This is a genomic window from Dyadobacter sp. HNCC25DJ183, assembly GCF_056895175.1.
This window is the reverse complement of record NZ_JBXHAP010000002.1, coordinates 571,905-592,692: the sequence shown is the minus strand read 5'-3', so window position 1 is coordinate 592,692 and position 20,788 is coordinate 571,905. Positions and strand designations below refer to the sequence as shown.

Below are 20,788 nucleotides of genomic sequence, written 5' to 3'. Positions count from 1 at the left end.
CTATAAGTTTGGAGTCGACCAAAAAAAGTACAAAACAACTGTTCTTAAAAATTATTAAAAAAAAGGTAAAACGGTTTAGGGGTTATAGCCGGTTAATTGACTATACCTTTGTATTCCCATACTTGCGGGCACTTGATGAAGCCAATATTGACCGACGAACAGCTGGTGACTCAGCTCTCTCAAAGCAGCAAACCTGCTTTTGAAGAGATCTATAACCGGTACTGGTACAAGCTGTTCTGCATTTCATATCACCAGACAGGTTCGAAAGAAGAAGCGGAAGAGTTGGTGCACGATTTGTTCGAAAGCCTTTGGAACAGAAGGCTGGAAAGCAACATCAAACATTTGAGCTCCTACCTCGTCATTTCGCTCAAATACCTGATCACAAACCTTGTGAAATCGCGCATTACCTGGCGGAAATATCAGGAATACGTACTTCTTAATAAAATGCAGGAGATTTCTTCCACCGAAGACAATGTCCAATTCAATGATCTTTCGGCGGCGATTGACCGGGCTATGAAAAAACTGCCTGCAAAAACCAGCCGCGTTTTTCAGCTGAGCAGATTTGAAAATCAATCGGTCAAAAGCATTGCCAAAGAACTTCACATTTCAGAGAAGGCGGTGGAATACCACATTACCAGGTCGCTCAAATTACTGAAAGACGATCTGTGGATTTACCAAACCGATAATTGAGCATTCTCAACAACTAATGAACCAATACGATTTTCAAAAAACTTTAAACCGGTATTTGTCAGGGCAGCATTCTCCCGAGGAAGAGGACTTTATTATGGAGTACCTGAAAGCAAACCCTCTGGATGAAACGCCCGTTTTTGAAAATGAAAAAGAGATTATTGGTAGAAAATTGAAGGGCCGGGTGCTCCGGTCTGCATTCGGGAAAACGCTTTTTCAAAGATCGTTACCCTGGTTGGCGGCGGCGGCTTCTGTTCTGTTGGTTGCAGGTACCTGGTTTTTCATAGCGAAAGAAAGTCAATCTGAAACATTCGCAGCGGCGGAGACTGATAACCGCAATGAACTGGTTGAGATCAGGAATACATCCGGCAAGGCGCACCCGTTTACATTGGAAGACGGCAGCGTGGTTACATTGAAGAAAAATAGCAGTTTGAGTTACCCGTCGCATTTTGGCAACAAAAACCGGACTGTTTACCTCCATGGCGAAGCTTTTTTCCAGATTAAAAGAAACACTGCCAAACCTTTCATCGTGTCCACCGGAAATTTGGTAACCAAGGTGCTGGGCACCAGTTTCAACGTAAAATCGTATGACAAGTCCGGCTCGGTAGAAGTGCAGGTAAAATCGGGAAGAGTATCCGTTTATGAAGGCTCGGACAACGGTACTGCTAACAGGAACGGGGTAATATTAACACCGAACCAGCGCATTGTTTTTGATAAAAAATCGAGGAAAATGGAATTGTCGATTGTTGAAAACCCGCTGCTGGTAATCCCGGCGGCCGAAACGGAACACGGGCTTTCTTTCGCGGACATTCCTGTTAAAAATGTTTTCTCAGCCCTTGAAAAATCGTACGGAATCGATATCGTGCTCGAAAACGATACGGCAGATTCCTGCCTTTTCACCGGGGATTTAAATGGACTAACCTTGTTCCAGCAGCTTGACCTGATCTGCAAGTCGGCCAACATTTCCTATGAGCGACGCGGAACTGCCCTGTTTGTCCAGGGTGCAGGTTGTATGGATTAATAACCTTAAATGGCGGTGATGCTCGAACATCACCGCCGCAATAAACAGTTGTCTTTGCCTCTTAAAACAAAAACCTTTAAAACTATGCATAAAAAAATACCCACCAAACGGGTTGTTTACAAAGTCATGAGCACTACAGTTAAACAACTGCTTATCGCGATTATATGCTGCGGTATTTCCTTTGCGCACACCACCCGCGCACAGGAACTGCTCAACAAGGAAGTCGCCTTGAAGCTTGAATCCCAGGAGATCAAAAAGGTTTTACAACAGATCGAGAAACAGGCCGATGTCAAATTCGTATATAGTACATCGAGCATTCAGCGGGTGCAGAATGTGACTGTCAAAGAACTGAGAGGACCATTGAGCCGCGTTCTGGATCAGCTGCTTACTCCATTGAATGTATCTTACGAGGTCGTGGGCGGCTCGCGGATCCTTTTGAGAAAGAAAACACCTGCGGCAGTCGGCAGCAATGCAGCCACTTCGTCGCTGTCGGAGATTGACAGGACTGTCTCCGGTAAAGTGGTAGATGAAAAAGGAGATGGATTGCCGGGAGTTAATATCCTGCTTGTAGGCACTCAGGTGGGAACTTCCACCAACGAAAACGGCGAGTACCGCATTACAGTGCCGGACCAGAATGCAACGCTGAAATTTTCCTTCATCGGTTATGTGAGTCAGGAAGTTGTAGTGGACAAGGAACTGATGAACATCGCTTTGGCCCCTGATGTAAGTGCACTGCGGGAAGTTGTGGTAGTCGGTTATGGTACACAGGAAAAAAAGGACATTACCGGCGCAGTATCTTCTGTAAAGGGCGCTGATTTTCAGAATCTTCCTTCCGGTGGTGCCCAGCAGGCGCTGCAAGGTCGCGCGGCGGGTGTGAATATAGTTCGAAATGGCGGTGCGCCGGGCGACGCAGGTTCCATCCAGATCCGCGGCTTTGGTACTGTCAATAACTCCTCTCCGCTGGTTGTGATCGACGGGGTGCCTTCGGGGACAATGAATGACGTGAACCCGAATGATATAGAGTCGATCGAAATCCTGAAAGATGCGTCCGCTTCCGCCATTTACGGAACCCGGGCGGCCAATGGGGTTATTATTGTTACGACCAAAAGAGGCCAGTTCGACAAGCCGATCAGTGTTACATTGAACAGCTATGCAGGTGTAACCAACCGCATTAAAACACTCGACGTACTTACCGCAGATTCACTCGCGGCTATTAAACGTGAAGCATATAAAAATGATAACCTGCCGGTTCCGGCGATCTGGAATGATAAACAATACCAGACGCAGCTTACCAACTGGCAGGATGAACTGCTGACCCAGGGAACAACCCAGAACTACGATATCTCTCTTCGGGGCGGCGGCAAGTATTCGTCTTTTGCGATTTCAGGGGGCTATTATAAAGAAACCGGTATTATCGAGAAGTCAAAGTACGAACGTTTGAACTTCCGCATTAATTCTGACCATAAAGTAGGTAACCGCATTAAAATCGGCCAGAATTTCCAGTTCAGTAACACACACAATGTTGGGCCAGATACGCAATCGTCCCAAACGGGCTTGCTCTGGAGTGCAATTCGTTTTCACCCTGGTTTGCCCGTCAAAAATGCAGATGGCTCCTATGGTTCTACCCAGGGGATAGGCGCGTTTGGTGATATCAACAACCCGATTTTTACGGTAGATACCCAGGATAAAGACAATGCACGCAACCGTTTTCTCGGCAATGTCACCGGCGAGCTTGAAATCCTGTCGGGCCTAACGCTCCGCGCAAATGTGGCCGTTGATGCTACTTTCGGTGATAGCCACAATTTTGACATTAAGATCAACGATCAGTTCCGCACCAACTCCTATAACCAGCTCACCCTGGGCCACGAAAAAACGTGGTCGTTTTTGCAGGAATACTTCCTGAATTATGACAAAAAATTCGGCTCTCATTCTTTGAACCTGACGGGCGGCTTTACTTCCCAGACTTTCAATAGTGTCTACTCCAATCAATGGGGACGCGACTTTGCGAGTGAAGATCCTTCCCTGCGTTACATGCAATATGCGGGAACAATCGTGTCGGTGCCTTTGAACAATGGCGGAAACGGCGGACGGAGCTACGATGCACTCGCTTCCTTTTTTGGTCGGGTCAACTACTCTTTTAAAGATCGCTACCTGCTGACAGGAACACTCAGAAGCGATGGTTCTTCTAAATTCGCGCCCGGTAATCAATGGGGTTACTACCCTGCTTTTTCAGCTGGCTGGCGGATTTCGGAAGAAGATTTCTTCAAGAATGCATTACCCATGTTCGGCAACTTCAAGCTGACAGGAGGCTGGGGAAGGCTGGGGAACCAGAATGTAGCTTCGCTGCAATACCTCGCATTGATCAACTCCACGTATCGGTATGCATTCGGAAATGGCGGTGTACAGAGCCAGGTTTCCGGTGCCGCACAAAGCAGGCTTGCTAACCTGAACATTGGCTGGGAAACAGCCGAAATGACAAACTTCGGCTTGGAAACAGAGCTTTTCAAAAACAGTCTTTTCTTCTCTGCCAATTATTTTGTTAAAAACACAAAGAATATGCTCCTGGCACCGCCTTCAATCGGGACAATTGGTACTGCCACTATTCCTGATCAGAATATCGGAGAGCTGCGTAACAAAGGACTGGAACTCGAAGCTTCTTACCGCCACACAGTCGGCAGCGTGACGTTTAATGTAAGTGGTAATGCCACATTTATCCAAAACAGGATCACCAGACTGGCTACACCGGGCGGCTTTCTTGCCACACAATTGTATGGCCGCGGCCAGCAGGAGATCGTTCGTACTTACGAAGGACAGCCTTACGGCACTTTTTACGGCTACAAAACAGACGGTATTTATCAAACCCAGGGTGAAATCGATTCTGATAATAACATAGCAAATGACTCCCGCCGTAACGACGGACTGATCAAGCCGGGCGACGTACGTTTTATGGACCTTAATGGTGATGGTGTGGTAAATGACCAGGACCGCACGATTATCGGTAGCCCACAGCCTAAGATTAACTACGGTTTCTCTGCCGGCGCAAACTGGAAAGGTTTTGACCTCAACCTGTTCTTTGTAGGAGTGGGCGGCTCAAAAATCTATAATGCGGATAGAATGCAGGGGCTTGACGCAAGCTATTCTTTCAATTTGTATGCGGAAGAAAGTGAGCGTTGGCGCGGACCGGGGACCAGCAACACGATTCCCCGCGTGAGCATTGATAATGCAAACCGCAACTTCCGTCCGTCGGACTTATTTGTTGAAAAAGGCGATTACCTGCGTTTGAAGAACCTGACACTTGGTTATTCCCTTCCAAAAGACGCGATCAGCAAATTGAAAATGACGCAGGCGAGGGTATATGTAACAGGGCAGAATATCCTGACATTTACCAAATACTCGGGCCTGAACCCGGAGCTGGGATATGTGGGAGCCGCCAATTCCTATAATCAGCTGAACGTAGACTACGCACAATATCCATTGGCACGCACCTGGACAGTCGGGGCAACTATTTCTTTCTAAACCCCCGTTCAGTTTTATACCGAAGAAATCAAGAACTTATGAAAAAGATCACAATACTATCCGGATATATTCTGCTCGCCATGCTGACGGGCTGCGATGATCTGCTCGAAACAACACCTTACGGGCAGGTTACATCTCAACAATACTGGCGGAATGGCGACGATGTGGTGGCTGCTGTGAATGCAGTTTACGCGCCCCTGCTCGATGAAGATGGTTTTGCACACACTGAATATACCTTCGACAACTGCTCGGACGACATGAACCGCGCCGGCGACCATTCCGACGAAACATCGCTGGAAATGTTCACTTTCGATGCATCCAATTCACATATCCTGGCCACCTGGAAGACGAAATACGAGGTGATTTCAAGAGCCAATGCGGTGCTGATCAATGCGCCAAAAGTGACAATGGATGAAAGTTTAAAAAACAGGAGCCTGGGTGAAGCTTACTTCCTGAGGGGCTTTGTATACTGGCGGCTCTTGCTGATTTACGGAGAGGTACCTATTTTGCTGGAAGACGATGCATTGAACCTGAATTTCAATAAACCGAAATCCACACTCGCCGAAGTACGCGCGCAAGCAGAGTCAGACTTTCTTAAAGCGGCCTCCCTGCTACCTGTTTCGTACAGTGACGCAGAGGCGGGCAGGGTTACGCAGGGTTCTGCATACGGTTTTCTGACCAAATTGTATGTTTACCAGGAACAATGGGCAAAAGCAATCGAGGCAAGTGCGAAGGTAATTTCGAACCCGGCTTACAAGCTTGCAGCAGGATTTAACCAAAACTTTGAATTGGCTACCGAGAACAATCCGGAGATCCTGTTTTCACTGCAATACGAAACCGGCTGGACAACCGACAACTCGCCCACATTCTACCACACACCGCAGGCATTTGGCGGCTGGGGTTTTCACGAGCCGATCGAGGATCTGGTAAAGGAGTTTGAAAAAGGGGATACGCGGAAAACGTCGTCTATTTTCAGTCCGGGCGACAAGGTTGACCGTAATGCAATGGGAGATGAAACTTTTACCGCAGATATGACGCGGGTAACCGGTTATGCTTTTAGAAAATACACGCAGTTTGCCGCAAATGGCGATATGAGCCAAAGCCTGAATGCGCCCTTTTTAAGAACTGCCGACGTGTATCTGTTAGCAGCCGAGGCTAAGATCCGGTCGGGAGCAAATGGCGACGCGGAGTTGAATGCAGTAAGAAAACGGGCAGGTCTGTTACCGGTAACAAATGCAACCATGAAGAATATCATGCATGAAAGGCGGGTTGAGCTGGCCGGAGAGAACGAAAGGCACCAGGATTTAATGCGCTGGGACAAAGCCGGACTGATTGATATCGTCGCACATTATAAAATTGACCGCGGGCCGCACAAGCCGAGCCGCAACTTTGTGAAACCCAAACACTATTACTTCCCGCTTCCGCAACGTGAGGTGGATTTAAGCAATGGTACTTTGATCCAGAACAGCAATTACTAGTTTTCAGAAATTAATCCAGGCAAGCCGAACATTGAAAAAGCTGCTGATTTTACTTGCTTTTCCCTTATTGCTAACGAGCTGCGCATCCCGTGAAAAAGATATAGTGGGCTTATGGAGAACTGATTCCATTTCGAATTTTGTAAATGGATTCAGTTTTACCAATAATACCAAAGACGCGCATTGGTCTTATTTCGAGTACAGAAAGGATGGATCGCTTTTAGAGCGGCGTAAGGGAGAATACCGCAAATCGGCTTACAAGCTTATTTCTTCCGATTCACTGGTATACCTGGATTCGACAGGAAAGGTGATTAATGGTTATCAGATCCTGCATTTAGACGAAAAGAGCCTGGTGCTAAAAAAAGCCCAGGCTCCTTATCTTTCGGGTAAAAATCAGGAATTATACGAGATCAGGTATTTCTCCAAGGCTGCGCCTGGCAACAAGCGCGACTAGCTAACCTACCAGTACCCGCACTTTTTTGATCCGCTTTTTATCCGCTGACTGCACTTTAAAAGTCACTTTGCGATGTGTCACAACTTCTCCGGTACGTGGGAGCTGAGAGAACAATTCCAGCAAAAGCCCGGCCAGTGATTCGCTGTTTCCTCTTACTTCGTCGAAATAATCAGTTTCAAGGTGCAGCAGGCGGCAGAGATCGTTAATCAGTACCTTGGCTTCGAAAACATAGGTATTCTCATCGACCTGCGTATAGTTCACTTCTTCGTCTTCGTCATATTCGTCGTTAATATCCCCGAATATTTCTTCAATAATATCTTCCAGCGTGATCAGTCCGCTTGTTCCGCCATACTCGTCAACCACAATTGCCATGTGCACGCGCTTGTTCTGAAAATCCTTCATCAGATCGTCAAGCCGCTTGCTTTCAGGGATGAAGTAAACAGGGCGGATCAGCTTCTGCCAGTTAAAATGCTCGTCGAGATGGATATGTGGCAGCAGGTCTTTTACATTCAGAATGCCTTCAACGTGATCAAGATCGTCGCGAAAAATGGGTACCCGCGAGTAGCCCGATTTATTGATCTTGTCCATCAGCTCGTGAAAGTTCAGTTCAATGTCAAAAGCGGTAACGTGGAGGCGCGCCTGCATTGCTTTTTTTGCATTGGTCTGCCGGAAGTTGGCCAGGCCGCGCAGCAAGTCCGTTTCCTCTTCACTCTCCGCTTTGGCTTCCAGCATTTCTGTGGTAATCTCTGCGCCTTCGGGCGTGAATATCCCGAAAAAGTAGCCTAGTTTGAGTACTGGCTGGGTAAGCGGCTGTGCGATTTTGATAAAAACCCTTGTCAGGCCGGCAAGTCGCGGGACTAATTCATTGGCCCGCCTCGCTGCATTGAAACGGACGATCGCATCGAGCCAGATCCAGAAAGCAAGCAGACCTAACGCAGTCCAGCGCACATTTTCATTTTGCGACTGTTCAAGCCAGATCCAGACGAGCCTTACTGCGAGGATCAATGCAAACAACGTAAGCGCACGTTGGACGAGCGATAATGCAAGCTGCTGAATGCGGGTAGGTAAGTGATTTTCCTCGTCAGGCTTGCGGTCCCACGGATTTTCCATGGCGCCCGCTGCGGCGTAGGCAGCGCGTATTCCTGAGAGAGAAAGTGAAAAGAGAAAGAGAAGTATTACGAGGATTAAATCGTAGGGAGCTAAGAAATCAACGGGTATAATAACCCCTGCCAGAATGGAGTGCGTACATTTTTGGGGAATTGAAATCCCCGTACGCGTTCGGGCAAGCGGGTCGTCACTGTCTTCGGCTTCTTTCACGTATTTTCAGAATAGGTGGATACAAATGTTCAATAAGATAAATGTAGTTATTATGCATTTAAAAAGGTACTTCCCTTTTAATAATTACATTCATTCCCATGAATCCCCCCGATTCAATCCTCGGAACATTAAAACGGTAAATCGTCGTCGTCATCATTGCCCGCAGCCAGCGACGGTGGGATCGGGTCTGATGAACGGGGTGCCTGATTGCTTCTTGGCTGCGAAGATTGCTGCTGATACCCGCCGCCACTCTCGCCACCTCCGCCTGATCCCGAAGGTCCGCCAAGCAATGTCATACTACTCGCGCGGATCGTCACGCCAGTGCGCTGCTGCCCTTCCTTATCTGTCCAGCTGTCTGTCCTGATGCGGCCTTCAATGTAAACCTGATTGCCTTTTTTAAGGTACTTCTCGGCTACTTTCGCTAGGCCTTCCCACAGTTCAATGCGGTGCCACTCGGTATTGTCTACCCTTTCGCCGTTTTTGTTGGTATAGCTCTCAGTAGTCGCGATGTTGAATTTCGCTACCGCGGAGCCGCTTTCCAGGTATCTTACCTCAGGATCACTGCCGAGGTTACCTATTAAAATCACTTTATTAACACTTCCTGCCATGATTTTCAGATGTGGATTGAATGAAAATTTAAAGATATAAGATATTCGATTAATGCGCGGCTAAATGTCCTGCTCGGTTATCTTACCGCTTACCTTATGTTTCAAAATGAGCTTATTTCTTCCGTCGTGGGTCATTTCCTGCTTGATGAGGTAATAATCTTCATTGTAGGAAACGTAGTTGGAAGGTTTGGTTACACCCTCTCTGCCACGCCACACAGGCAATTCCACTTTCTCCCAAAGCTTGGTTTTGGCAGATTTGTACGCAGCATCAATTACTGCATTGACAATATATCCGTCATAAAAAGTCTCCGCCGGCTCCTGCCCTTTTTCGGCTGAGTTGAACATATCTGTAAACATGTGGTTGTACCCCAGATCATTCACTTCGTCACCAACAGGGAACAGCCAGCCGGTATTGCTTTCCGCTTTTTCGGCTACGTAGTCCTCCCCTGGCCCCTCCGGATTCTGACCGGTTGTGAACATTTCAAATCCGGTACGAAGGAAGTTATTGATCCAGATTGTGCCTTCTGTTCCCATTACTTCGTCACGCAGGTCCATTCCCCCACGGAAAGTCCAGCTTACCTCAAACTGCCCGATAGCGCCATTTTCATATTTCACCAATGCAATCGCGTGATCTTCCGCATCAATGGGTTTTACCTGCGTATCTGCCCAGCACATTACTTCCACCGGACGGATATCTTTACCGATAAAATTCCGTGATATCTCAATGCAATGGCAGCCGAGATCGAGAATGCAGCCGCCGCCCGCCTGTTCTATATCCCAGAACCATTCACTATGCGGACCGGGGTGCGCCTCTCTTGACTTCGCCCAGATAATCCGGCCCAGTGAACCGTTTTTCACACTTTCAAGCGACTTAAGAAACTTAGGGGTATAACAAAGATCTTCCAGGTATCCTGCAAAAATTCCTGCTTCCTCCACTGCTTTCATCATTCTCAACGCCTCTTCCCCATTTCTGCCCAAGGGCTTTGTAGAAACGACTGCCTTTTTGTGCTTGGCGCATAGCATCACTGCCTCTTCGTGGATGTTATTAGGTAAAGCAATGCAAACCATGTTCACATCGGGATGAGCAATTACCTCTTCCATATCGGACGACCAGAAATCGCAACCATAATCCGTCGCAAACTTCTTTGCGCTTTCCTCCCGGCGCGCATAAATGGCGACCACCCTGTCGCGGCTGCGCTGTCCGTGAATAGATTCCGCATAAAACCGCCCGATAAAGCCGGAGCCAAGCATTGCTATTTTTTGCATACAGATTTTGTTTAGAAATAGATATTTGATGGTGTCAATGCCCTACCCGACCGTCTTCACCTCCGCTTCCCAGCCCGTCGTTTTCAATGCAGGATCATCTTCCTTCTTCAAGAAGTCGGCATCGCCAAATGACTTCGCTTCCCATTCAAGTAAGGCGTGGTCAGGCACAGTTGAGACGGGCACTTTCCAGGAGTTTGACAGTTCTGCGTAAGCAAGGTTCGATTGGGAATTGTAACAGGAAATCAATGACCATCTCGGCTGGTCCGAGAGGTTTGCTTCGGAACGATGCAACAGGTTACTATGAAAAAACAGCGCGTCGCCTGGTTGCAGGTCGCAATAAACCAGGTCCATTGTTTTGAGAGCGTGGTTAACCATCTCCGAATCTGCGCCTACCTGCTCACCGGCAAAACCATGATTGACCCGCCCCATTTTGTGCGAGCCTTTGATTACCTGCAAGCAGCCGTTTTCTTTATTGGCAGGCGTGAGCGCCACCATTACGCTCATTAACTGATCAGGGAAAATAAATTGATTTTTATACCAATAACCATAATCCTGATGCCACTCCCAGGCACCGCCTACCTTAGGCTCTTTTTGCATCAGCTTGGTGTGAAAATGACAAACCTGGCTCTCCTGGCCAAGCAGCTGCCACACCGAGTTGACCATTCTTTCGCTTCGGATCAGGTACCCGAACACATCGTCGCCCGGGGTAAACCATAGTGACAGCCTGGTCTTTTTACCGGACTGATCATTCAGGTCCATCGCATTCTTCTGCATCACCGAATTTTCGACCGCAGTCCGGTAAAGCTTGTCGATCTCTTCTTGCGAAAAAAGACCTTTAACCACGATATAACCATCACGGTTATACTCTTCAACCTGACTGGAATTCAAACTAAAACTTGCCATAGCTATCAGTTTTAAGCATTTACAGGTACTTTTCCTCTTTTAAGAAAGTATCAATCAGAATCGGTTTTGGAAGCGTTTCTATCTGATCCTTTGTATAAAAAGTCAAGCCTGCCGGCAATTCTATTGCTTTGTCTGCGGAAATTTGCAGCCACCAGAAGCGCACCTGCAAACGTTGGTGTGTAAGAATGTGCGTATATGCTTTGGGGACGAGTTTCAGCTGACCTTCCCGAAGTAAATTGAGGGAAAAAACTCCTCCCAGCAACTCTTCGAGATCAGTTACAGGTTCTTTGGTTTCGGCGAGATGAAAATCGTACAAGCCTTGCCAGATATCCTTACTTCCGCGCTCCTTCATTGCCAGCGCTTCGCCCGATTGGATTACCAGATAGTTGAGGTACCTATGTTTTACCTTTAACTTTTTAACCTTAACCGGAAGCTGGTTCTGCATGTTGCTGGCAAATGCAAAGCATATATCCGTGAATGGACAAATATGACATGCTGGTGAGACCGGAACACACTGCAATGCACCAAATTCGATCATAGCCTGGTTGTAAGTAGCAGGATCATCGGCAGGAACCAGCTTTTCTGCTAGTGACGCAAATGCTTTTTTACCCTCATTACTTAACATATCAGACTGAATTCCAAAAATCCGTGACATTACCCGGTAAACGTTGCCATCGATAGCCGCCACCTGCTCATCGAACGAAAAAGAAGCAATCGCAGCTGCAGTATAAGCGCCCAGTCCTTTGAGCTTTGAAAGCTGTGCAGCAGTCGCGGGAAATTGGCCGCCATATTCCTCCACAACCTGCCTGGCAGTGAAATGCATATTGCGGGCGCGGGAGTAGTAGCCCAGCCCCTGCCACAAACGCAGTACATCGCGCTCATCGGCAGCGGCTAAGTCGAAAACAGTTGGAAAATGGAGCAGGAATTTCTCGTAGTAAGGCATTCCCTGGGCTACCCTGGTCTGTTGCAGGATGATTTCTGATAACCAAATTTTATATGGGTCTTTGGTTTCCCGCCAGGGCAGCTGTCTATGATTTTTTATATACCACGATTTTAATTTTTTGTTAAAGCTCGTTATCAGGTCAGGATCAGGGTTCAATATATTTTTGTCATTAGAGACTGTCATTTAATCAATTAGAAAAAAAATGAAAATGCCGTTCTTTTAAATTCTGGTAAAATTACCGTACCTTTGTGTTCCCAAAATTCAGAGGAGTAAGTAAATAAATGAAATAATATCCACTTAAAGTAAACAATCAAAGTGACTAAGGCAGACGTAATCGCACAGATTTCTGAAAAAACAGGTGTTGACAAAGGCGACGTTCAGCAAACGCTGGAATCGTTCTTCACCGTGGTAAAGGATTCCCTTTCTGAGGGCGAGAACCTTTATGTTAGAGGGTTTGGTAGTTTTATTAATAAAAAACGTGCGCGTAAGGTTGCCCGTAATATTTCGAAGGGAACTTCAATGATTATTGACGAGCATTTCGTACCTAGCTTCAAACCTGCCAAGGTTTTCGTTGAACAGGTTAAGGAAAGTGACAAACTAAAAGCAGTCGCTGAAAAGTAATTTACCTGCCTCCCAGGTTATAATGTTATGAAAAAATCCATTTTCCTTTCTTGTGTGCTTGCAGTTGCTCTTGTCGGAACGCTTTTCAGCCTTCCTAAGGTGGTTGTGAATACAAAAGGCAAAGAAGTGGACAAGGAGAGAACCCAGACTGCTTCGGCATCCACCGAGAAAGCGCCTGAAACTTCTCCAAAGCATGATGGAGCCGCTTTGACTCCCGATCAGCAAAAAGCGATTGATCGGCTCCGAAGCGGCTTCACTCAGGCAAATGCAAAAGAAAAAATCTCCTCTGGGCTGCAATTGTCTGATAAGTTTGCCGAACTACAAAAATTTGACAGTGCTGCATTCTATGCAGAACAAGTTGCTGTTTTAGCTCCTACTGCCGAAAATTTCCTTCGCACCGGAGATCGTTACTATGAAGCTTACGGCTTTGCAGTTGATGATCAGAAAGCGAAGAATTTGGGCGCTAAGACCCGGGAATTTTATCAAAAAGCTTTGGATCAGAATCATGGCTTGCTGGCTGCAAAATCCAACATGGCCATGACTTACGTGAACACAGATAACCCGATGCAGGGTATTCTGATGTTGCGTGAAGTATTAGATACTGATCCAACAAATGAACTTGCGCTCTTCAATCTGGGTATACTATCCATGAGGTCGAACCAATACGCCAAAGCTGCTGACAGGTTCAGACAAATTCTGACCAACAATCCGGCCAATACCAAGGCGAAGTTTTACCTTGGCTTGACGCTGGTTGAGCTCGGCGATAAGGAGCAGGCGCGAAAAGTACTTGCAGAAGTTAAGAAAGAAGAAAAAGATCCGGTGATTCAGCAAGCTGTCGGCGAGCTGGAAGGCCGTCTTAATAATTGATCCACAACGAATAAGAGAATTAATTTTTTATTATAAACGACATAAATTATGCCTTGCGGAAAGAAAAGAAAAAGACATAAGATCTCAACTCACAAGAGAAAGAAAAGACTTAGAAAGAACAGACATAAGAAGAAATAATTAATATGACCGGATTTTTCATAAAGATCCGGTCATCCTTCTTCACTACATTTGCAATACCCCTTTTCATTCCGGAAAAGCGGGCGGTTAAGTATCAACATTATATAGCCATTCAGTTGGTTGAACATTGAGTAACGAATTACTAATCAATTCTACTCAAAAGGGAGAACGTATAGCCCTTTTGCAGGATAAACGTCTTTTAGAATATCACGTCGAAACGCCGGATCAAAGCTTTACCGTAGGGGATATCTACCTCGGTACTGTTAGAAAGCTGGTAGCAGGGCTTAATGCCGCTTTTGTTGATGTGGGCTTTGAAAAAGATGCATTCCTGCATTACCTCGATCTGGGTCCTAATATCAACTCCCTTAACAAACTCACCAAAGACGTTATTTCCAAGAAGGCCAATTCCGGTAAGCTCAATAATTTCAAAATGGAGCCCGAAATTGAGAAACTTGGTAAAATTGATAAGGTACTTTCCAAAAATCAGCCCATTCTCGTTCAGATTGTCAAAGAGCCTATTTCTACAAAAGGCCCGCGACTTTCGTGCGACATTTCCATTGCAGGACGCTACATTGTATTAGTACCTTTCTCCAACTCGGTTAACCTATCCAAAAAGATTACCGACAAGCAGGAAAGAAACCGGTTACAAAGGCTGATGTCTTCCATTAAGCCTCAGAATTTCGGTGTTATTATCCGTACTGTGGCGACTGGCAAAGATGTAGATGAACTGAACAGGGACTTGCAGGATTGTCTTGATAAATGGGAAAACGGGATCAAGAACCTGCGCGACGCCAAACCACGCGACCGCATTATAGGTGAAATGAACCGTGCATCTTCCATTATCCGGGATATGCTCAACGAATCTTTCGACAGTATCACAGTTGACTCGAAAGATGTTTATGAGGATATTAAAGCGTATATCCACAATATCGCGCCCGATAAGGAGAATATCCTGAGGCTGCATAATGGCAAAAACAAGCTGTTTGAACAGTTCGGCCTCGAAAAACAGATTAAGTCACTCTTTGGGCGATCAGTAAGCCTGCCAAATGGGGGTTACCTGATTATCGAGCATACCGAAGCTTTGCACGTTATTGATGTAAACAGCGGTAATAAGTCCAACTCCGAGGAAGATCAGGAAGCTACTGCACTGAGCGTAAACCTCGAAGCTGCCAAAGAAATTGCCCGTCAGCTGCGCCTGCGCGATATGGGCGGAATTATCGTAGTCGATTTCATTGACATGAAGAAAGCGGAAAATAAACGCGTTCTTTTTGATACAATGCGCGACGAGATGAAAGGCGACCGGTCAAAATACACGGTTCTCCCTCTTTCCAAATTCGGCCTGCTCCAAATTACACGTCAGCGTGTGAGGCCGGAGATGAACATTGTTACCCGTGAAACCTGTCCTACTTGCGGCGGTACAGGTACAATTCAGGCAAGTATCCTCGTTTCAGATGTGATTGCCAATAACCTGGATTACATTCTTACAAAACAGAATGAGCGGGGCATAACGATCTCACTGCATCCATTCCTGCATTCTTATTTCACAAAAGGTTTGATGTCAGAGCAGATGAAATGGTTCTTCCATTATAAAACCTGGGTTAAACTGACCAAGGACAGCTCGTTGGGAGTGGTAGATTTCAAGTTCCACAACCGTTATGGAGAAGAAATTGAGATTGTGCCGGTAAACTAGGCTTTCGGCTTTCGGCTTTCGGCTTTCGGCAGTCAACTATTTCCCTTTCCAAATTGGTTCCCTTTTTTCTTTGAAGGCTAATACGCCCTCTTTTGCATCTTCACTTTGCAGCAGAATATCCAATTGTGCTTTGAGGAATGTATGCCGTTCATTTTCGGGTATATACTTCATCTGCTGAACTGCTGATATTCCTGCCCTGATTGCCAGTGGCGCATTCGCTGAGATCAGGTCAGCCAGCGCATTCACTGCAAAATCAATATCTGTTGCTTCCTTAATGTCAGTTATCAAGCCAAAGTCGCGCATTTCTACTGCTGTGTAGTTCCGGGCAGTTATCGCGAGTTCCAATGCTTTTCGTTCCGGGATAACCTTTGTTAAAGATGCCATAACCTGCATGGGCCAGATGCCCCGCTTTACTTCCGGTAAACTGAAATTTGCATTTGGCGTACTGATTACGAAAGCACAGCCACAGACAATCAGAAACCCGCCTGCCAACACAGCGCCTTCTACCTTGGCGATAGCAGGTTTGAGCAGCTCTTCAAATGCATCGCCCAGGCGCGCCTCGCCGCGGATCTTAGGTAATGTGTCATTTTTCAGATCGGCTGAGGGGTCGTGAAATGCATTCAGATCTGCGCCGGCGCAAAAAACCTTTCCTACTGCCTGAACAACCACGCATCTTACTTCCGGCTCATAATGCGCATAAGCAAGCGCATAAATGATCTCCTCCGCCATTGTCGGCGTGAAAGCGTTTCTCTTCTCAGGCCTGTTTAGCGTAATGGTAAAAATATGTCCGGTCAATGTAGCTGTGATGTACATAAACCGGACATTCTGGAAAGACCGTGTATCTTCTTCGGAGTAGAATTGCATTGCCGGACGTATTAGGTTAACCCCGGCAATTATAGCGATTTATTGGATCAGAACGCCTTCAAGCATTTTTATATACTGCGTGATACCCTCTCCGATCTCATGAATGTAAATGAACTCGTCGGCGCTGTGCGACCTGGCAGAGTGACCGGGGCCCATTTTAAGCGACGGACAGTCCAACAGAGCCTGGTCGGAAGTAGTAGGCGAACCATAGGTTTCCCGCCCTAGCTTCAAGCCTTCAAATACAATCGGATGATCAATAGGAATACTGGATGGACGCAACCGGATAGAACGCGGCACTACCTCAGACTGGATGTTTTGCTGGATTTCATCAATTATTTCCTCCAAAGTGTACTGATCTGTTACCCGCACATCCACTGTAAATACACAGGTATCAGGTACCACATTATGCTGCGTGCCTGCATTTATAATTGTCACTGACATTTTAATCGGACCGAGTGTTGGAGAAACCTTTGGGAATTGGTATCTGGTAATCCACTCTATATCCTTCAATGCTTTATAAATCGCATTATCACCCTCCTCCCGCGCTGCGTGACCTGACTTACCTTTTGCAGTGCAATCGAGAACCAGCAATCCTTTCTCTGCAACAGCCAGATGCATTTCAGTAGGTTCACCCACAATTGCAAACGAAATTTCCGGCAGCAGCGGCACTACAATCTCCAATCCTTCCTTCCCTGAAATTTCCTCCTCGGCAGTAGCAGCGATTATGATGTTATAAGCAAGGTTCTCACGATTATAAAAATAGCAAAACGACGCAATCAGGGAGACCAGACAACCACCGGCATCATTACTCCCCAACCCGAAAAGCTTATCGTCTTCCTCTATTGCCTGGAAAGGATCAAGTGTCCACGATTTGTTTGGCTTAACTGTATCGTGATGTGAGTTTAAGAGGATAGTAGGTTTATTCTGGTCAAAATGAAGGTTTTTTGCCCAGATATTATTTTTCAGCCTTTCAAATGGAATTCCCTTTTTATGAAAAAACTCTTCCAGCAAAAGTGCGGTACCCGCTTCCTCCCTGCTGAAAGAAGGTGTTTCAATCAAGCTTTTCAGAAGCGCGATTGCCTCGCTGGTCAATACCTGTATTCGTTCCGCCGTTTTTACCATCTTACCTGTCCATCCCCTTTAACAATCCATTTTTCTGTTACCAGCTTCTCCAATGCAAAGGGCCCCCGCGCGTGCAACTTCTGAGTGGATATACCAATCTCCGCGCCTAGCGCAAACACGCCCCCATCAGTGAAACGCGTGGACGCATTCGCATATACAGCCGCTGCGTCTACTTCTCTTAAAAACCTGTTTATAGCGTTTTCATCTTTCGAGATGATCGCTTCTGAGTGGCGCGACGAATGTGCACGAATATGATCCAATGCGGCATCCAGTCCATTTACCACCTTTACAGAACATTTATAATCCAGAAACTCGCGTCCAAAATCATCTTCTTTCGCCTTTTGCAAATAAGGATAATTGATTTCATCAAAAATTGAAAACGAAGTTTCGTCTGCAAATACCTCTACATTCCATTTGATAAACTCTTCCCTGAGTTTCGGCAGGAAGGCCTGAGCTACTTCCTGATCTACCAGAATAGTATCCAGCGAGTTGCAAACCGATGGGCGTGAAACCTTCGCATTGACTACAATGCTGGCAGCTTTATCCAGATCACCTGTTTTTTCAACATAAGTATGACAAACTCCGGCACCAGTCTCAATCGTAGGTACCAAAGAATTTTCTCTCACAAACTTGATCAGGCTTTCTGAGCCGCGCGGGATAATGATATCTACAAAACGTGTTGCAGTAAGCAGCTCGCTGACAAACTTCCGGTCAGTCGGCAGCAACAATACAGCCGCAGGATCAATGCCGAATTCAGCCAAGCTTTCGTGGATCAATCCTACCAGGAACAAATTCGAATAATGCGCCTCTTTACCACCTTTTAAAACACAGGCATTTCCGGAACGCAGACAAAGCGCCGCTACATCCAGCGTAACATTGGGGCGTGACTCGTAAATTACCCCGACCACACCCAGCGGAACTGCAATTTTCTGTAATAATAACCCCTGCTCAATGGTACGTTCCAGCAAAACAGCTCCGGCCGGATCAGGCAACACTGCTACATCACGCATACTTTGTGCCAGATCCTGAATGCGCTTTTCGGTCAGGAGCAATCTGTCCTTTTTCGGGTCAGCATCGTCCATAACTGCAAGATCCTTCTGGTTTTCAGCAATAATCTGCGGCGCATTTTCAACAACTCTTGCTGCAAGATCAAGCAGCATTTCTGACTTGCGCGCTGCATCCAGGTTACGCACCTGCGCTGATGCTTTTTGTGTTTCCTGTAATAGGGGTAAAATCGATTCCATTAAAGCAGTACGATATCATTGGCGTGAGCCACTTCAAAATTCATTGTTTTTAAATTATCCCTGATGGCGGCGGATGTTTCTCTCGCACGCGCCACCGCGATCATTTCTCCGGAAGGTGAGTAAATCTCAATGATCTCGCCGGATTCAAAATCTCCACTAACCTCCACTACGCCCACCGCAAGCAGACTTTTTCTTCTTAATAGTGCTTTTGAAGCTCCATCATCGATCTGCAGCCTGCCCGAAACAAGCCCGCCGCTGCCTAGCCACCGGTTTCTGGCCGAAAGGGTACTTTTGCCCGGCGTGATCAGGGTACCTGCATTTCCCTTTAATGCTTCCAGCAACTCGTCTTTTTTGTTCATTCCAAATATAACCACCCTGATCGCCATGCGTGCAGCGAGCTTGGCAAAGGTCAGCTTGGAGGCCATTCCGCCCAGACCAAGGAATGATTTATCTGTTTTTACAAACTTGAATACCTCATTTACATTGGCTACATCACGAATAATCTTCCCCTCCTCATCGAGCAAACCGCCAACAGACGTACAAAACATGAGTGACTGAGCTCCGAAACCGACTGCCAGCAAAGTGGCCAGCTCGTCATTGTCAGAAAATTTGAGTTCGCGGTCACTTACCACGTCATTTTCATTAACAATGGGGATGATATTGTTTTCCCAGAGCTCCTCGAACGTTTCTTTCAGCTGCAAAAACTTGTCGCGGTTTGCAAAATGCTGACGCTCACACAAGCTTTGAGCTATAAATATCTGATTTGGGGCAAAATAGCTTGCATACAAACCGACAAGCAGCGGATTACCGACAGAGGCGGCCGCTTTGCGCTGCGTCATCGTGCCTTTGTAGTTCTGAATATAGGCTTTCCCCGCTCCTACTGCTCCCGAAGAAACAATGATAATGCGGTACGCTGAATGGATCTCGGAAACCTGCCGTGCTATTTCAGAAATTTTGCCTGTATCCGGCTCTCCTGACGCAAGCGTGATCGACGCGGTTCCAAATTTGATAACAAGTATTGGTTTCGACACTTCTGGATTCAAAAAACAGCATCAATCCAATGTGAATGATGCCAGGTAAAGGATTTTGACCAAAATTAAATTATTTCTGAGGAAATGGCGCATTTAGTTTAGCTGCACTCCCGGCGTGAACGGGACACCATTGAACCGGACTTTCACTTTCAACGCTTTATGCAGCAGATCGAGGTATTCCTCTCGCGGGATCTCAATCGCCCCGTAACGAAGCACATTATCGTTGATGAACTGCGTGTCAAGCAACACGAATTTGTTGTGTTTCAAAATCTGGATCAGGTAGTGAAATGCCACTTTGGATGCATTGCTCTCTACCGTAAACATCGATTCTCCGAAAAATACACCATTGATCGAGACGCCATAAAGTCCCCCTACAAGCCTGTTTTCACGATAAGCTTCCACACTATGCGCGTAGCCGAAACGGTGCAGTTCGGTATAGCTGGCGATGATATCCTCTGAGATCCAGGTACCCGGTTCCTTTACCCTGGGTGCAGAGCATCCCCGCATTACTCCTTCGAAGTCTGTATTTACCCTGATCTCAAAATAATTCCTGTTCAATACAGGTCGGAGAGACCGGGAAGGTTTGTAGGTGTCGATCGGGATAATGGCCCTGGGGTTGGGCGAATACCAATAAATTGTCCCATCAGCTTCGGCCATTGGAAATATTCCGTTGATGTAACCGTTTAGAATATCGTCCGGGTTTAGAGCTGACATGAAGAGGTACTTGGGCTACTGTAATTGAAAACTTTCATTGAAACCGAACCATAAAAATATATCTTCTGTTTCTTTGGTGTGATAATTTTTTTTTCAAAATTTGCACCTTCTTAGACTCGCTTGAAAGTCAATGAATAACAACGGCACATATACTGTCCTTCATACTACGCCTTTCCGATTCAGGTCCCCGCGGACCGCATAATTATCTTTTACCTACGTGGTAAAATCTTTTACCCCCATTTTTCTTACAAGTTCTAAACGTCCCATCGTTTTAATCTGGGTGTAGTAATTATTGTTTTCGAATTTT

At 46.4% G+C, this 20,788-nt stretch carries 18 protein-coding genes; 8 read left to right on the top strand and 10 right to left on the bottom strand.

All coding sequences use genetic code 11. From position 1 onward, the window contains the following. The first annotated feature begins 135 nt into the window (after window positions 1–135). The 5 genes from AC1XTG_RS06550 (at window position 136) to AC1XTG_RS06530 (ending at window position 7,153) form a co-directional block, all read left to right on the top strand. Window positions 136–690: an RNA polymerase sigma factor gene (locus tag AC1XTG_RS06550; protein ID WP_484841401.1), complete on the top strand. Its 555-nt coding sequence runs from the start codon at window positions 136–138 to the stop codon at window positions 688–690. A 16-nt stretch (window positions 691–706) separates the two neighbouring features. Next, entirely contained in the window at window positions 707–1,708 is a 1,002-nt protein-coding gene (locus AC1XTG_RS06545) for a FecR family protein (RefSeq protein ID WP_484841400.1), read from the top strand. Between the two features lie 126 nt (window positions 1,709–1,834). Next, a complete protein-coding gene (locus tag AC1XTG_RS06540) occupies window positions 1,835–5,224 on the top strand; it encodes a SusC/RagA family TonB-linked outer membrane protein (RefSeq protein WP_484841399.1) in 3,390 nt (1,129 codons plus the stop codon). Between the two features lie 38 nt (window positions 5,225–5,262). Continuing rightward, complete coding sequence (locus AC1XTG_RS06535) at window positions 5,263–6,702, top strand: RagB/SusD family nutrient uptake outer membrane protein (RefSeq protein ID WP_484841398.1); 1,440 nt, start codon at window positions 5,263–5,265, stop codon at window positions 6,700–6,702. Between the two features lie 31 nt (window positions 6,703–6,733). Further along, on the top strand, window positions 6,734–7,153 hold the full coding sequence (locus AC1XTG_RS06530; RefSeq protein ID WP_484841397.1) for a hypothetical protein: 420 nt from the start codon (window positions 6,734–6,736) through the stop codon (window positions 7,151–7,153). Here the strand turns inward: AC1XTG_RS06530 and AC1XTG_RS06525 are convergent, their stop codons facing one another. The 5 genes from AC1XTG_RS06525 to mutY form a co-directional block, all read right to left on the bottom strand. Continuing rightward, window positions 7,154–8,470 (bottom strand): transporter associated domain-containing protein, encoded by a 1,317-nt coding sequence (locus tag AC1XTG_RS06525; RefSeq protein WP_484841396.1) that lies wholly within the window; start codon window positions 8,468–8,470, stop codon window positions 7,154–7,156. A 128-nt stretch (window positions 8,471–8,598) separates the two neighbouring features. Then, complete coding sequence (locus AC1XTG_RS06520) at window positions 8,599–9,078, bottom strand: single-stranded DNA-binding protein (RefSeq protein ID WP_484841395.1); 480 nt, start codon at window positions 9,076–9,078, stop codon at window positions 8,599–8,601. A 60-nt stretch (window positions 9,079–9,138) separates the two neighbouring features. Continuing rightward, window positions 9,139–10,344, bottom strand: a complete 1,206-nt coding sequence (locus tag AC1XTG_RS06515; RefSeq protein WP_484841394.1) for a Gfo/Idh/MocA family protein — start codon at window positions 10,342–10,344, stop codon at window positions 9,139–9,141. A 42-nt stretch (window positions 10,345–10,386) separates the two neighbouring features. Beyond that, on the bottom strand, window positions 10,387–11,247 hold the full coding sequence (locus tag AC1XTG_RS06510; RefSeq protein WP_484841393.1) for a phytanoyl-CoA dioxygenase family protein: 861 nt from the start codon (window positions 11,245–11,247) through the stop codon (window positions 10,387–10,389). A 19-nt stretch (window positions 11,248–11,266) separates the two neighbouring features. Beyond that, the gene (gene mutY, locus AC1XTG_RS06505) at window positions 11,267–12,373 is read right to left on the bottom strand and encodes an A/G-specific adenine glycosylase (protein ID WP_484841392.1); all 1,107 of its coding nucleotides are present in this window, start codon (window positions 12,371–12,373) and stop codon (window positions 11,267–11,269) included. Window positions 12,374–12,505: 132 nt separating this feature from the next. Between mutY and AC1XTG_RS06500 the strand changes: the two genes are divergently transcribed. From AC1XTG_RS06500 to AC1XTG_RS06490, 3 genes are all read left to right on the top strand, one after another. Beyond that, window positions 12,506–12,811 carry an HU family DNA-binding protein gene (locus AC1XTG_RS06500; RefSeq protein WP_026631310.1) on the top strand — a complete coding sequence of 102 codons (306 nt, stop codon included), beginning with the start codon at window positions 12,506–12,508 and terminating at the stop codon, window positions 12,809–12,811. A gap of 27 nt (window positions 12,812–12,838) precedes the next feature. Beyond that, complete coding sequence (locus tag AC1XTG_RS06495) at window positions 12,839–13,678, top strand: tetratricopeptide repeat protein (protein ID WP_484841391.1); 840 nt, start codon at window positions 12,839–12,841, stop codon at window positions 13,676–13,678. Between the two features lie 265 nt (window positions 13,679–13,943). Continuing rightward, the gene (locus tag AC1XTG_RS06490; protein ID WP_031528669.1) at window positions 13,944–15,506 is read left to right on the top strand and encodes an Rne/Rng family ribonuclease; all 1,563 of its coding nucleotides are present in this window, start codon (window positions 13,944–13,946) and stop codon (window positions 15,504–15,506) included. A gap of 36 nt (window positions 15,507–15,542) precedes the next feature. Here the strand turns inward: AC1XTG_RS06490 and AC1XTG_RS06485 are convergent, their stop codons facing one another. From AC1XTG_RS06485 to aat, 5 genes are all read right to left on the bottom strand, one after another. Further along, window positions 15,543–16,370, bottom strand: coding sequence for an enoyl-CoA hydratase/isomerase family protein (locus AC1XTG_RS06485; RefSeq protein ID WP_056280239.1), 828 nt, complete (start codon window positions 16,368–16,370; stop codon window positions 15,543–15,545). A 39-nt stretch (window positions 16,371–16,409) separates the two neighbouring features. Then, complete coding sequence (locus AC1XTG_RS06480) at window positions 16,410–17,492, bottom strand: M20 family metallo-hydrolase (RefSeq protein ID WP_056280236.1); 1,083 nt, start codon at window positions 17,490–17,492, stop codon at window positions 16,410–16,412. Then, a complete protein-coding gene (locus AC1XTG_RS06475; RefSeq protein WP_056280234.1) occupies window positions 17,486–18,736 on the bottom strand; it encodes a glutamate-5-semialdehyde dehydrogenase in 1,251 nt (416 codons plus the stop codon). The genes AC1XTG_RS06480 and AC1XTG_RS06475 overlap by 7 nt, the downstream gene beginning before the upstream one ends. Continuing rightward, window positions 18,736–19,767, bottom strand: coding sequence for a glutamate 5-kinase (gene proB, locus AC1XTG_RS06470; protein ID WP_484841390.1), 1,032 nt, complete (start codon window positions 19,765–19,767; stop codon window positions 18,736–18,738). Before proB ends, AC1XTG_RS06475 begins: the two co-directional genes overlap by 1 nt. A gap of 93 nt (window positions 19,768–19,860) precedes the next feature. Then, a complete protein-coding gene (gene aat, locus AC1XTG_RS06465) occupies window positions 19,861–20,481 on the bottom strand; it encodes a leucyl/phenylalanyl-tRNA--protein transferase (RefSeq protein WP_056280229.1) in 621 nt (206 codons plus the stop codon). Between the last annotated feature and the right edge of the window lie 307 nt (window positions 20,482–20,788).